The following is a 13,548-nucleotide window of genomic DNA, read 5'->3' as shown; positions in this document are numbered from 1 at the left end:
CCTCCGCCTTGCAGCTGCACGCACCCTGCCCCGCTCGGCCCAGCCGACAAGGCGCCGCACTCCGGCGCCACCTGATCCAAACGACACGCCCTAGATGCCCTGCCAGTCGGGCTTCGCGGCGAAGGTGGCCCGGAAGTAGTCGCCGAGCTTCAGCTTGGAGGCGGCGGCCTCGTCGACCACGACCGTCGCGTGCGGGTGGAGCTGCAGCGCGGAGGCCGGGCAGATCGCCGCGACCGGCCCCTCGACCGTGGCCGCCACCGCGTCGGCCTTGCCCTCGCCGGTGGCGAGCAGCACGAGGTGCCGCGCCTCCAGGATGGTGCCGATGCCCTGGGTGATCACGTGGTGCGGGACCTGCTCGATGTCGCCCTCGAAGAACCGCGCGTTGTCCACCCGGGTCTGCTCGGTCAGCGTCTTGATACGGGTGCGCGAGGCGAGCGAGGAGCAGGGCTCGTTGAACCCGATGTGCCCGTCCGTGCCGATGCCGAGGATCTGGAGGTCGACCCCGCCGGCGGCGGCCAGCGCCGCGTCGTAGGCCTCGCAGGCGGCCTGCACGTCCGCCGCGGTGCCGTCCGGGCCCATGAACGCGTCCAGGCCGAGCCCCAGCGGTTCGAGCACCTCGCGCCGCAGCACGGAACGGTAGGACTCGGGGTGCTCGGCCGGCAGCCCCACGTATTCGTCGAGCTGCGCGACCCGCGCGCCCGAGGCGTCCACGGCACCGGAGCGCACCTTGGCCGCCAGCGCCTCGTAGATGGGCAGCGGCGTCGAGCCGGTGGCCACGCCGAGCAGGGCGTCGGGCTTGCGCCTGAGCAGCTCCGCCATGGCCTCGGCGATCAGCTCGCCGCCCGCCTTGGCGTCCGGGACGATGACAACTTCCACGCTGGGCCTGCCGATCTGGAGAGGGGGACTCAACTGGAACCCGAGGAGGACATATGTGGTATAGACCAATCTAGCAGAGGGTCATCCCCACGTCGTCCTCTCACACATCCCGAGTGCGCGCACGCGGAGGCCCCGGCCGTACGGGCTCGAACGGGGCCGGAGGTGTTCACGAAGCCCAGGGGCGCGCAGGGGGCCGGTGGTGGCCGCTGGGCCCGGCGCATCGGCCCGATCCCGCCCGTTCAGGAACCGAAGCGGGCTAGTCTGAGGGGGACCCGCGGCTGTCCGGCCATCGCACGAGGGCACACACCATCGGACGAGGACGAACATCCGTCGACGCACGCACGGCGAACACATGGACGCAGGACCATGGTCTAGTCCACAATGCTTTGAGAAACTGAACAAGCCTCCGTCTTCCCCGCACAGGAAGGCGGACCGAGGAACCGGTGCTCTCTGCCCTGACTGCTCCGGCTCCTCTCTTCGGCCAGATCGGGACCGCACACCCCGTGGCCGTTGTTGCTCCGGGCTGCGGTGCCGGGAGGGTTGAGGGTCCCTCCCAGGCGCCGCGGCCCGCGGGTGTCTCCGGGCCCGTGAGCCCTACCTCCGGCCCCCGCGCGCTTGGCCCCTCGCCGGCCCGTGAGCCCTACCCCCGGCCCCCGCGCGCTCGGCCCCTCGCCGCCCCGTGAGCGCTCCGCCGGGACCCCCGCCCGGCCCGCTGGTCAGGGCCCCGCCCGTTCCGCCGGGTACGCTCGCACACGTGCCCTCCATGAACGACCTCGTACGCCAGCACACCGCCCTCGGTGACTCCGATCTCGAGTGGCTGCATCTGCTGGTCTCGGAGTGGCAGTTGCTCTCCGACCTCTCCTTCGCCGACCTCGTGCTGTGGGTCCCCACGCGCGACGGCACCCGCTATGTCTCGGTCGCCCAGATGCGGCCCAACACGGGCCCGACCTCGTACCAGGACGACATGGTCGGCCATCTCGTCCCGCGCGGCCGGCGGCCCCTGCTGGACGCGGCCCTGGACGAGGGCCGGATCGTGCGCGAGGGCGACCCCGAGTGGCGCGAGGAGGTCCCGGTCCGCGTCGAGTCCATCCCCGTACGGCGCGAGGGCCGCGTCCTCGGTGTCATCGCCCGCAACACCAACCTGCTCACCGTGCGCACCCCGAGCCGGCTCGAACTGACGTATCTGCAGAGCGCGTCCGACCTCGCCCAGATGATCGCGGCGGGCACCTTCCCGTTCCCCGACCAGCAGGTCGACATGGACGCCTCGCCGCGGGTCGGCGACGGGCTGATCCGCCTGGACGCGGACGGTGTCGTCCAGTACGCCTCTCCGAACGCGCTGTCCGCCTACCACCGGCTGGGCCTCGCCGCCGACCTGGTGGGCCACAACCTCGGCTCCACGACCGCCGAACTCGCGCCGTCCCGGGGCCCGGTGGACGAGGCGCTGGCCAAGGTCGCCAGCGGCTGGGCACCCCGCGAGTTCGAGATCGAGAGCGCCGAGGGCGTCATCCAGTTGCGGGCGATCCCGCTCAAGCCCAAGGGCACCCGCGTCGGTTCGCTGGTCCTGCTCCGGGACGTGACCGAACTGCGCCGCCGCGAGCGCGAGTTGATCACCAAGGACGCCACCATCCGGGAGATCCACCACCGGGTGAAGAACAACCTCCAGACGGTCGCCGCCCTGCTGCGGCTCCAGGCCCGGCGCATCGACTCCGAGCGCGGCCGGGAGGCCCTTGAGGAGGCCGTGCGCCGGGTCGGCTCCATCGCGATCGTGCACGAGACGCTCTCCCAGAACCTGGACGAGCGGGTCGAGTTCGACGAGATCGCCGACCGGGTGCTCGCCATGGTCGCCGAGATCTCACCCGGCAAGGTCACCGGCCGGCGCACCGGTCGCTTCGGCATCCTGGACGCCGAGGTCGCCACCCCGCTGTCCATGGTCCTCACCGAGATCCTCCAGAACGCGCTGGAGCACGGCTTCCGCGAGGGCGACCGGGGCACGGTGGAGGTCTCGGCGGTGCGCGGCGGCACGGCGAAGGAGGCCCGCCTCCTGGTCACCGTCCAGGACGACGGGGTCGGCCTGCCCGAGGGCTTCGACCCGCACCGCTCGGGCAACCTGGGCCTGCAGATCGTACGGACGCTGGTGGAGGGCGAGTTGGGCGGCACATTCGACATGGTGGCCGCCCCGGAGCGCGGCACCAAGGTGATCCTGGACCTGCCGGTGCGCGCGCCCAAGTAGGCCGCCGGGCAGCCGATCGGCACACGATCCGCACAACTCGCCCCCGGGCGGCCGGAGTAGACGACCGCCCGTTCGGTCACACGCGGTCACCTTCTGTGGGTGTGGGTGCGGATGGGTATGCGGATGTGGGCGGGGCGAGGGCGGCGGCGGACAGCAATGAGCCCCGGACCACCAGGTGGTCCGGGGCTGAAAGCTCGTTGCATCAAGCGCATCGGGGTACTGCGCGCTGCGGCTCGGGGGCGGGAGATGCGTACACGCTGTACGCGCCGCCAAGCTCAGGCTCGTGCGGGGTGGAACGTCAGGCGGTGGCCTGACGGGCCCGGTTGCGAGCGGCGCGGCGCTTCATCGCGCGGCGCTCGTCCTCGCTGAGGCCACCCCAGACGCCGGAGTCCTGGCCGGACTCAAGCGCCCACTGCAGGCACTGCTCCATGACGGGGCAGCGGCGGCAGACGGCCTTGGCTTCCTCGATCTGCAGCAGCGCAGGACCGGTGTTGCCGATGGGGAAGAAGAGCTCGGGGTCTTCCTCGCGGCAAACGGCGTTGTGACGCCAGTCCATGGCTGCTACCTCTCCTTGGTATTACATGCACGTTGCTTGTGAATGTGAACGCTTTCACGAATCCCTCAACAAGTGAAGGGCCGACTACCAGACGGACTGGTGTGGTCCTGTGATTTGAGGAGGGGTTCCGGTGCTCTGTGGGGCCGATGTTGCGGGCCGTCCCGAGCGCCACGTAGAGACTCGCAAACCTCAGCGGCGGATACAACCCCTTCTGGAAAGTTTTTTTTGATTCCTCGGTGTCGACTAGGTCACAGCCGTACTTCCATGGGGTGGACCGTGGTCTAAACGTTCGAGTGAAAGGACTTTGGCCCCTTCCGCTCACACAATCACACGCAGTGCACGGCGTACGCCTGTGAACGTCACGCTGGTGCGCAGTCCGAGGTGGTCGCCGTCCATCTGGAGGGGCAGCGGGACCTTCGAATGCAAGGTGAAGTCCGTCAGGTCGTGCAGGGAGAGGGCGTGCTTTCCCCGGGGTCCCCGCTCGGGGGACGAAGTGAGCAACTGGGTGGCATACCGGGCAACCGAGGCCGTCGACATGCGGCTGAGGCCGAGTACGTCGAGCCCCGTATCGAACGAGGCCTTAGGTGACGCGTACACCGGACGATTGCCGAGAAACGTCCACGGCGCGGTGTTGCAGATGATGGACAGCACCAGATCGGTCACCGGGTCCACGCCGGGGCGCTCCAGGGTGATCGTTCCGTGCCGGCGGTGGGGCTCGTCCAGAAAGGCGCGCATCACCTGGCGGAGATACAGCGCGTGCGTCGACCGCCGGCCGCGCTCGCGCTGCTGCTCGACCCGGCCCACCACCCCGGCGTCGAAGCCGAGCCCGGCGCAGAAGGTGAACCAGCGGGAGGGCACGGACTCGTCCTCCGTGCCGGGGGTCCCGGCCGCGAGACCGAGGCCGACGGTCCGCTCGCGCCGCTCGCGCAGGGCGTCCAGCAGGGCGCCGGTCGCCTCCACGGCGTCGTTCGGCAGGCCGAGGGCGCGGGCGAAGACGTTGGTGGAGCCGCCCGGGACCACGGCGAGGCGGGGCAGGGTGTCCGGGTCGGGGCCCCGGTGCAGCAGACCGTTCACGACCTCGTTGACCGTGCCGTCCCCGCCGAGGGCCACGACCAGGTCTATGTCGTCGCTGTCGGCGGCCTGCCGGCCGAGGTCCCGGGCGTGCCCGCGGTACTCGGTGGTGACGGCCTCCAGCTTCATCTCGCTGGCCAGCGCGTGGATCAGAACGTCACGCGTGCGCGCACTGGTGGTGGTTGCCGCCGGATTGACCACAAGAAGTGCACGCATGCGAAGCAGCGTACCTACTGGGTGGTACCCGGCCCAGGCCAGGTAGGGGTCGGGTAAGAGATACGGGCGTGAGGCGGGCCACAGCACCCGGCCCGCCGCGCCTCCCGTCCCGGCCCACGGCACAGGGCCTCCGGGGTCTTGCGGTCCGGCCCGCGCCCCGCCCCCGGGCCACCCGGCCGTCCGGAGCCGACGGCTACTCTTCAGGGGTGAGCCGAGAGCAGAACCCCACCCCCGACGCCCCCCTCGCCGAACCGCGCCCCGCCCGGCTGACCGCCGCCGCGGCACTGGCCGCGCTGGAGGGGCTCGCCCTCGTGGCGGGCGGCGTCTACATCCTCGTCCTCGGCCTCACCGGCGACCCCGACGACCGGCAGCAGGCCGTCACCGGCGGCGTCACCCTGATCGTGCTGGCCCTGCTGCCGCTGCTGGCCGCGCGCGGACTGCTGCTGCGCCGCGGCTGGAGCCGGGGCCCCGCCGTCATCACCCAGGTCATGGCGCTGCCCATCGCCTACAACCTGCTCCAGGCCGACAGTCTCGCCATCCCGGCCGGCATCGCCCTCGCCGTCGTGGCGGTGGCCGCCCTGGTGCTGCTGGTGAACCCGGCGACGACGCGGGCCCTCGGCATCCGAGGGCCCGGCGGCGACGTACAGGAAGACAAGTAGCGCCGGTCTGCGGGAAGGCAGGCAGCGCCGGCCTGAGGGAAGGCGAGCAGCCGGTCTGCGGGAAGGCGAGTAGCGCCGGCCTGGGGGAAGGCGAGCAGCCGGTCTGCGGGAAGGCGAGCAGCCGGCCTGAGGGAAGGCGAGCAGTGCCGCTCGCTCCTCGCCCGTCACTCCTCGACGAGGAGCTTCTCCCGCAACTGCGCCAGCGTGCGGGCCAGCAGCCGGGAGACGTGCATCTGCGAGATGCCGACCTCCTGCGCGATCTGCGACTGCGTCATGTTCCCGAAGAAGCGAAGGAGCAGGATGCGCTTCTCCCGTGGCGGCAGGTCCTCCAGCAGCGGCTTGAGCGACTCCCGGTACTCGACGCCCTCCAGCGCCTCGTCCTCCGCGCCCAGGGTGTCCGCGACGGCAGGAGACTCGTCGTCCGTGTCCGGAACGTCCAGGGACAGCGTGGAGTAGGCGTTCGCCGACTCCAGGCCCTCCAGGACCTCCTCCTCCGAGATGGCCAGCTTCTCGGCCAGCTCGTGCACCGTCGGAGAACGGCCGTGCAACTGGGACAGCTCCGCGGTGGCCGTGGTCAGGGCCAGCCGCAGCTCCTGGAGACGGCGCGGAACCCGCACCGCCCACCCCTTGTCGCGGAAGTGCCGCTTGATCTCGCCGACCACCGTCGGCGTCGCGTACGTCGAGAACTCGACGCCCCGCTCCGGGTCGAAGCGGTCGACCGACTTGATCAGGCCGATCGTCGCCACCTGGGTCAGGTCGTCCAGCGGCTCACCGCGGTTGCGGAAACGGCGGGCGAGGTGCTCCACGAGCGGCAGATGCATACGGACGAGCTGGTTGCGCAGCTCCGCGTACTCGGCGCTGCCGTCCTGCAGCTTGCGCAGCTCCACGAACATCAACCGGGCCCCGCTGCGGTCCTGCGGGTCGTGCTGGATGTGCTGGGCGCTGGGGCCGTGCTGTGCGCCCCGCACGCTCTGCTCCGCGTCTCGCTCGTGCTCGCTCATAGTCCCGCCCGTCACCGTTCCCCGAGCCCGCGGCTCTTCCCCCATGCCTCCGGCATCCGCGCCCCCGGCATCCGTGGCCCCGGAATCCGCGGTCCCGGAATCCGCGGCCGCGGCGTCCGTGGCCCCGGCCGCACCCGTCCCGGAACCTCCCCGGACGGGGGAGACCCCGGGCCGCGCCGCGCCGGTCGGGGCGGCGCCGCCCTCCGGATGCTGCCGGGCCTGCTCGGGGATGCCGTCGACGCCGTCCGCCGTGTGCCGCGACCCGTGGGGGCCCTCGGCGCGCTCCGCGGAGGGCTCCCGTGTGCCGCGCTCCTCGTCCCGCACCGGCCCGTCCCCCTCCTTCACGCCGGCCCGGGTCCCGCGCCGCGCTGTTTGTAGAGGCTGATCGCCACGGTCTTGTCCTCGGCGACGGTGGAGTCGACCTTGCCGGCGAGGGCCGACAGCACGGTCCACGCGAAGGTGTCCCGTGACGGAGCGTGACCGTCGGTGGTCGGGGCGGAGACCGTGACCTCCAGTGAGTCGTCGATGAGCCGGAAGACACAGCTCAGGACGGAACCGGGGACGGCCTGCTGCAACAGGATCGCGCAGGCCTCGTCCACCGCGATGCGCAGATCCTCGATCTCGTCGAGGGTGAAGTCCAACCGGGCCGCCAGCCCGGCCGTGGCCGTGCGCAGTACCGACAGGTAGGCACCCGCGGCCGGCAGCCGGACTTCCACGAAGTCCTTCGTCGCGGGCTCGCCTGCGATCTGGGACACCCTCACCTCCATGGTGGTGCAAGCTCATTCGAGCTGTCTTGGGGCCGAGGGTCGCCCCCCGGGGTAACGCGCTACGTCGTGCAGCGGTGACGCTACCGCGCTCCCGTCTTTCCTGTCCTGGGGACCCCGCCTCTTGCTGTCACTCATAGTAAGCCCATGAGTACGCACAGTGGCTAGGGGTCTGCGGGGCCCAAATCGGAAGAGCACGCGCCGGGTTGACGTACCCAGGCGTCAGAGGGTCGAACCGTCCCCGCTTCCGGCCACCCGCGCCCTCTCCCGCCCCTCGCCGCCCCGTCCCGCGCCTTCCCGGTCCCGCGCCTTCCCGGTCCCGGGCCTTCCCGGTCCGCGCCTTCCCGTCCCGGGCCGCCCGTCCCGCAGGGCTCAGACGAGCACGTGGTCCACGAAGCACCAGCGCCAGCTCTCGCCGGGCTCGAAGGTGCGCATGATCGGATGTCCCGTCTCCTTGTGGTGCTCCGTCGCGTGCCGCAGCGGGGAGGAGTCGCAGCAGGCGAGGTGTCCGCACTCCAGGCACAGCCGAAGCTGCACGGGATGCGTGCCCGCGGCCACGCACTCCAGGCACGTGTCGCTCTGCGGCTCGGGTTCCTGCGGCGGCAGCGCGTCGGCGTGCGTGCACTGTTTCATGATTGCCAGGTTACGTCGGGCGTGCGGGATGCCGCGCGAAAACGAGGGCGGGCGGAAGACGATGGACGTATTGCCACTGCTGTTGCTGGTCGCAGGGAGCGCCGCGGTCGCCGGGGCCGCCCGCCGTACGCCGGTCCCGGCCCCCCTGCTGCTCGTCGCGGCGGGCCTCGCCGTGTCGTACGTCCCCGGGGTCCCGGCCTACGAACTCGACCCCGAGATCGTGCTCCCGCTGCTGCTGCCCCCGCTGCTGTACACGGCGGCCACCGACAGCTCCTACCTGGACCTGAAGGCCCAGTTGAGGCCCGTTGCGCTGCTGTCGGTGGGCTACGTGCTGTTCGCGACCCTCGTCGTCGGCTGGGCGGCCTATCTGCTCGTGCCGAGCCTGCCGCTGACCGCCGCGCTCGTGCTGGGCGCGGTCGTCGCGCCGCCCGACGCGGTGGCCGCGACGGCGGTGGCCCGCCGGGTGGGACTGCCCTCCCGGATCACCACCATCCTCCAGGGCGAGTCCCTGGTGAACGACGCGACCGCGATCACCGCCTACCGGGTGGCGATCGCCGCGGCCGTCGGCGAGGGCGCGACCTGGGCGGGCGGCATCCGCGAGTTCCTGCTCGCGGCGGTCGGCGGCGTGGTCGTCGGGCTCGTCCTGATGATCCCCATCCACTGGCTGCGGACCCACATCAACGAGGCGCTGCTCCAGAACACCCTCTCCCTGCTGATCCCCTTCGTCGCCTACGGCGTCGCCGAGTGGGCCGGGGCCTCCGGGGTGCTCGCCGTGGTCGTCGTCGCCCTCTACCTCGGCCACCGCGCCTGGGAGGTCGACTTCGCGACCCGGCTCCAGGAGGAGGCGGTGTGGAAGATGGTCGCCTTCGTCCTGGAGTCGGCGGTGTTCGCGCTCATCGGCCTGCAACTGCCCGTCGTCCTCAAGGGACTCGGCGCGTACGAGGGCACCAGCGCCGCCTGGTACGCGATCGCCCTGTTCGTGGTGGTCGTCGCGACCCGCTTCGTCTGGGTGTTCCCGGCCACCTTCCTGCCTCGCATCCTCTCCTCGCGCATCCGCGAACGGGAGGAGAACCCCACCTGGAAGGCGCCGTTCGTCATCGGCTGGGCCGGCATGCGCGGCGTCGTGTCGCTCGCCATCGCCTTCTCGGTCCCGCTCACGCTGCACGGCGGCGAGGAGTTCCCCGGCCGCAACCTGATCCTCTTCCTGACCTTCACCACCGTCATCGGCACGCTCGTCGTGCAGGGGCTCACGCTGCCCCCGCTGATCCGCCTGCTGAAACTGCCCGGACGCGACACCCAGGCCGAGACGCTCGCCGAGGCCAACGCCCAGGCGCAGGCCTCGCAGGCGGCGGAGGAGCGCCTTGACGAACTGCTCGCCGACGAACGCAACGCGCTGCCGCCGCCGCTCGCCGACCGGCTGCGCAACGTCATGGAGCGGCGCCGCAACGCCGTCTGGGAGCGGCTCGGCGCGGTCAACCCGGTCACCGGCGAGACCGCCGACGACACCTACCGCCGGCTCTCCCGCGAGATGATCGGCGCCGAGCGCGAGGTCTTCGTCAAGCTGCGCGACCTGCGCTACATCGATGACGAGATGCTGCGGACGCTGCTGCGCAGGCTGGACCTGGAGGAGGCCGCCGCCTATCGGGAGGCGGCCTGAGACGTGGTCGGCTCGGTGGCCTGGGTGGCCTGGGTGGCCTCGGTGGTCGTGGGGGCGGGGGTGGCCGTGGTGGTTCCGGTGGCCGGGGCCGTGGTGGCCGTGGTGGCCGTGGTGGTTCCGGCGGTCGCGGCCGGCGCCGCGGGGAACGGCGCGCCGGTGATCACCGCCGCGACCGTGGTGCCGCGCGGGAACGCGCCCTCCGCCGCGAGGGCGACAAGTCCATACAGCATCTTGGCGACATAGAGACGCTCGACGGGCAGTCCGTGCCGGCGGCCGAAGTCCTCGGCGAAGGCGTCGAGTTCGGGGGTGGTGCGGGCGTAGCCGCCGAAGGTGAAGCGGTCGTCCAGGGACCAGGCGCCGCGCCGCCCGCCGAAGGCCGCCTCCTGGAGCGCGTCCGTCTCGGCGCCCAGGAAGCCGCCTCCGACGACCGGGAAGCCGAGGGCGCGCTGGTCCGGGCCGAGACCGGCGGCCAGGCCCGCCAGCGTTCCGCCGGTCCCGCAGGCCACCGCGGCCACGTCGACGCCGCGCCCGCGCAGCTCCTCGCCGAGGGCCTGGCAGCCTCGTACGGCGAGGATGTTGCTGCCGCCCTCGGGCACCACGTACGCGTCCTCGGCGCGGATGCCCGCCGCGCGCAGGATCGCGGCCAGGGTCTCCGGCTCCGTCTTGCGCCGGTAGGCCGACCTGCCGACGAAGTGCAGCCGCATGCCGTCGGCGGCGCAGCGAGCGAGTGAGGGGTTGAGCGGCCGGTCGGCCAGTTCCTGGCCCCGGACCACTCCGACAGTGGCCAGACCGAGGAGCCGCCCCGCCGCCGCGGTGGCCCGCAGATGATTCGAGTACGCCCCGCCGAAGGTCAGCACCGTGCGCCCGCCCGCCGCCGCGAGGTTCGGCGCCAGCTTGCGCCACTTGTTCCCGACGAGATCCGGATGGATCAGGTCGTCCCGCTTCAAGACCAGCCGAACCCCGAAGCGCCCGAACCGCTCGTCCACGGCTTCCCTGAGGGGGGAGGGCAGCAGGGGGGAGATCCCGGGTAGCGCGGCCACGTTGGCAGCACCGGAGTGCGGTCGGTCGCCGGGCGCCGTGTCCGGGGTGTCGGGGCTGCTCACCCGCCCATTGTCGACCACCTGCCCGGACCGGGCCCGACGCGGGGGCCGCGGCATGCGGGGGTGCGGGGCAGGGGTGGCGCGGCACGAGGGCGGCCTCGGGAGGGCGGGGCGTCGGGAGGGCGGGGTCTCGGGCGAACGGGGCGTCAGGCGTGGGCCTGCGGAACCTGCTGCCCCACCCCGCACGCCTACTTCAGGAGTTCGCGGACCCGGCCCCGCAGGAAGTTCATCGTGAAGCCCCGTGGGTCCACCTTGCCCGGCTGCCACTCCAAGTGGCCGATCACCGAGCGCTCGGTCCAGCCGTGATGGCGGCAGACGGCGGCGCAGACCCGGGCGATCGCCGTGAGCTGGACCTCGGGCCAGGGGTCCTTGCCGTCGCCGAGGTTCTCGCACTCGAAACCGTAGAAGTGCCGGTTGCCGTCGGTGTTCGCCTCGTTGTCGTGCGGGAGCCCCTTCTCGGCGATCACCGCGCGCAGCACGTCGTCGTCCCCGAGGCCCGCGTGATTGGCCCGGCCGTACCCGACGAGATGGACGACGCCGTCCTTGGTGACGACCCCGTGGCACAGCGGACCGGGCAGGTCCTCGCGCCCGTCCCGGCACAGCTTGACCGTGCGCGCGGCGCCCGAGGTCACCGTGTGGTGGATCATCACCCCGTGCACCGGGCCCCACGGCCCCTTGTGATCGCGGTTGTGATGTCTCCAGTCGCCCACCTCGACGACCTGGACTCCCTCGTCCCTGATCCGGTCCAGGAAACTGCCCGCGGACATGGGCGATGCCATGGCCGCCTCCTTCGCGCCGCGCGCCGGCCGCCTCGCGCGGCCGACTCGTACCGCAGCTTGTATCGCCGACGCGGCCGCCGGACCCACTCGTTCGCACAGCGTGCGAGCCGATCCGGTCAGCCGCGCGGGATCAGGCCGGCGGGACCGGGTCAGGAGTGGAGGAAGCCGTCCCCGTGCGCGGCGACATGGCTCTCCAGGGCCTGGAGGGCCTGCTGCGTCGCTTCGACGGAGCCGGTGCCCCGCCGCTCCGCGTAGTACGCGGCGCCCAGTCTCTTCAGAAGGTCCGCCCCCGCCCGCTGGGCCTGCACGTCGTCCAGCTTCTGCTTGCCCTGCGTGAGTCCGCGCTGCGCCTGTTCCTTCGCGCGGTCCAGAAAGCCTGCCACTGCGATCTCCCGTCGTCGTCCGTCAGCGATCAAACGGACGGCCGCAAGCGCGAGTTCCCCGGCCGACACGCGGCGGCCACTGGACAGAATCACCCTCTCTGCCCAACTCGCGGGTGATCCATTCCCCCTCATTCGTGTAATAGCACTGGCACGCTCCGTGATGGAAGGGTTGCTCCCGAAGATCAGTGCACGACCGGGAGGGCAATTTTCATGTCGGTAGGCGAAGAGGTCCGCGCGGAGCAGAGCCGTCCGCAGCAGAGTCTCGGCACAACAGCCGCGCGGAACCTGGCCACCACCACCAAGTCCGCGCCACAGATGCAGGAGATCAGCTCGCGCTGGCTCCTGCGCATGCTTCCGTGGGTGAACGTGCAGGGTGGCACGTACCGCGTGAACCGGCGGCTCAGCTACTCCGTGGGCGACGGCCGCGTGACGTTCGTGAAGACCGGGGACCGCGTCCAGGTGATCCCCGCGGAGCTGGGTGAGCTGTCCGTACTGCGCTCGTACGAGGACCAGGAGGTGCTGGCCGAGCTGGCGGCCCGCTGCCAGCAGCGCGAGTTCGTCCCGGGTGACGTGCTCGCCTCGTTCGGCAGCCCGTCCGACGAGGTGTTCCTGCTGGCGCACGGCAAGGTCGAGAAGATCGGCACCGGCCCCTACGGGGACGACGCGGTGCTCGGCGTCCTCGCCGACGGCGCCTACTTCGGGGAACAGGCCCTGATCGACCCGGAGGCCATCTGGGAGTACACGGCCCGCGCGGTCACCTCGGTCACCGTGCTCGCCCTGCCCCGCCAGGACCTGGAGCAGGTCGCGGAGCGCTCGGAGTCCCTGCGGGAGCACCTCCAGGCGCTGCGCGCGATCCCGGCGCAGCGCACCAACAAGTACGGCGAGAAGGAGATCGACCTCGCGGCCGGCCACACCGGCGAGCCGGACATCCCCGGCACCTTCGTGGACTACGAGGCGAGCCCCCGCGAGTACGAACTGAGCATCGCCCAGACCGTCCTGCGCCTGCACACCCGGGTCGCCGACCTCTACAACCAGCCGATGAACCAGACCGAGCAGCAGTTGCGGCTCACCGTCGAGGCGCTGAAGGAGCGCCAGGAGCACGAGCTGATCAACAACCGGGAGTTCGGCCTGCTCAACAACTGCGAGTACGACCAGCGGCTCCAGCCGCACGACGGCGTGCCCAGCCCGGACGACCTGGACGAACTGCTCAGCCGCCGCCGCGGCACCAAGCTGCTCCTCGCCCACCCGAGGGCGATCTCCGCGATCGGCCGCGAGTTCAACAAGCGCGGACTCGTCCCCGAGAGCATCGAGATGGCGGGCAACCGCATCCCCACCTGGCGCGGCATCCCCATCTTCCCGTGCAACAAGATCCCGGTCACCGAAGCCCGTACGACCTCGATCATCGCCCTGCGTACGGGCGAGGCGGAGCAGGGTGTGATCGGCCTCCAGCAGGCGGGCATCCCGGACGAGATCGAGCCGAGCCTGTCGGTGCGCTTCATGGGCATCAACGAGCAGGCGATCATCTCCTACCTGGTGACGGCGTACTACTCGGCCGCGGTCCTGGTGCCGGACGCCCTCGGCATCCTGGAGAACGTCGAGATCGGCCGCTGGCGGTGACGTTCC

General features: G+C 71.7%; 12 protein-coding genes and 1 pseudogene. 4 read left to right on the top strand and 9 right to left on the bottom strand.

Going from position 1 to position 13,548, the window contains the following annotated elements; genetic code table 11:
- Positions 1-90: 90 nt before the first annotated feature.
- Positions 91-876, bottom strand: coding sequence for a glucosamine-6-phosphate deaminase (gene nagB, locus AB0912_RS33270; RefSeq protein ID WP_366706550.1), 786 nt, complete (start codon positions 874-876; stop codon positions 91-93).
- A gap of 763 nt (positions 877-1,639) precedes the next feature.
- Between nagB and AB0912_RS33265 the strand changes: the two genes are divergently transcribed.
- Positions 1,640-3,106 carry a PAS domain-containing sensor histidine kinase gene (locus tag AB0912_RS33265; protein ID WP_366706548.1) on the top strand — a complete coding sequence of 489 codons (1,467 nt, stop codon included), beginning with the start codon at positions 1,640-1,642 and terminating at the stop codon, positions 3,104-3,106.
- A gap of 298 nt (positions 3,107-3,404) precedes the next feature.
- On the opposite strand, the gene AB0912_RS33260 is transcribed toward AB0912_RS33265, so the two are convergent.
- Together AB0912_RS33260 and AB0912_RS33255 are read right to left on the bottom strand one after the other, a co-directional pair.
- Entirely contained in the window at positions 3,405-3,662 is a 258-nt protein-coding gene (locus AB0912_RS33260; protein WP_006380970.1) for a WhiB family transcriptional regulator, read from the bottom strand.
- Positions 3,663-3,980: 318 nt separating this feature from the next.
- Complete coding sequence (locus AB0912_RS33255) at positions 3,981-4,949, bottom strand: diacylglycerol kinase family protein (protein ID WP_366706542.1); 969 nt, start codon at positions 4,947-4,949, stop codon at positions 3,981-3,983.
- A gap of 206 nt (positions 4,950-5,155) precedes the next feature.
- On the opposite strand from AB0912_RS33255, the gene AB0912_RS33250 reads away from it, so the two are divergent.
- Positions 5,156-5,608 carry a hypothetical protein gene (locus AB0912_RS33250; protein WP_366706540.1) on the top strand — a complete coding sequence of 151 codons (453 nt, stop codon included), beginning with the start codon at positions 5,156-5,158 and terminating at the stop codon, positions 5,606-5,608.
- A 164-nt stretch (positions 5,609-5,772) separates the two neighbouring features.
- On the opposite strand, the gene AB0912_RS33245 is transcribed toward AB0912_RS33250, so the two are convergent.
- The 3 genes from AB0912_RS33245 to AB0912_RS33235 form a co-directional block, all read right to left on the bottom strand.
- Complete coding sequence (locus AB0912_RS33245; protein WP_366706538.1) at positions 5,773-6,954, bottom strand: RNA polymerase sigma factor SigF; 1,182 nt, start codon at positions 6,952-6,954, stop codon at positions 5,773-5,775.
- Positions 6,951-7,364 carry an anti-sigma regulatory factor gene (locus tag AB0912_RS33240; RefSeq protein ID WP_366706536.1) on the bottom strand — a complete coding sequence of 138 codons (414 nt, stop codon included), beginning with the start codon at positions 7,362-7,364 and terminating at the stop codon, positions 6,951-6,953. Before AB0912_RS33240 ends, AB0912_RS33245 begins: the two co-directional genes overlap by 4 nt.
- A gap of 381 nt (positions 7,365-7,745) precedes the next feature.
- Entirely contained in the window at positions 7,746-8,006 is a 261-nt protein-coding gene (locus AB0912_RS33235) for a UBP-type zinc finger domain-containing protein (RefSeq protein ID WP_366706534.1), read from the bottom strand.
- A gap of 61 nt (positions 8,007-8,067) precedes the next feature.
- Here AB0912_RS33235 and AB0912_RS33230 point away from each other — a divergent pair, with 61 nt between their 5' ends.
- Positions 8,068-9,663: a Na+/H+ antiporter gene (locus AB0912_RS33230; protein WP_366706532.1), complete on the top strand. Its 1,596-nt coding sequence runs from the start codon at positions 8,068-8,070 to the stop codon at positions 9,661-9,663.
- Positions 9,664-9,803: 140 nt separating this feature from the next.
- Here AB0912_RS33230 and AB0912_RS33225 read toward each other — a convergent pair.
- From AB0912_RS33225 to AB0912_RS33215, 3 genes and pseudogenes are all read right to left on the bottom strand, one after another.
- Positions 9,804-10,784: pseudogene (locus tag AB0912_RS33225) on the bottom strand (pyridoxal-phosphate dependent enzyme); the annotation flags it as partial.
- Between the two features lie 167 nt (positions 10,785-10,951).
- Complete coding sequence (locus AB0912_RS33220) at positions 10,952-11,542, bottom strand: N-acetylmuramoyl-L-alanine amidase (RefSeq protein ID WP_366706530.1); 591 nt, start codon at positions 11,540-11,542, stop codon at positions 10,952-10,954.
- Between the two features lie 149 nt (positions 11,543-11,691).
- A complete protein-coding gene (locus AB0912_RS33215; RefSeq protein WP_366706528.1) occupies positions 11,692-11,925 on the bottom strand; it encodes a hypothetical protein in 234 nt (77 codons plus the stop codon).
- A gap of 210 nt (positions 11,926-12,135) precedes the next feature.
- Between AB0912_RS33215 and AB0912_RS33210 the strand changes: the two genes are divergently transcribed.
- Positions 12,136-13,542: a family 2B encapsulin nanocompartment shell protein gene (locus AB0912_RS33210; RefSeq protein WP_366706526.1), complete on the top strand. Its 1,407-nt coding sequence runs from the start codon at positions 12,136-12,138 to the stop codon at positions 13,540-13,542.
- The last annotated feature ends 6 nt before the right edge of the window (positions 13,543-13,548 follow it).

Source organism: Streptomyces sp. NPDC007084, assembly GCF_040703595.1.
Lineage (GTDB): Bacteria > Actinomycetota > Actinomycetes > Streptomycetales > Streptomycetaceae > Streptomyces.
The sequence above is the reverse complement of the archived record's forward strand: the minus strand, read 5'-3'. Positions and strand labels throughout refer to the sequence as shown.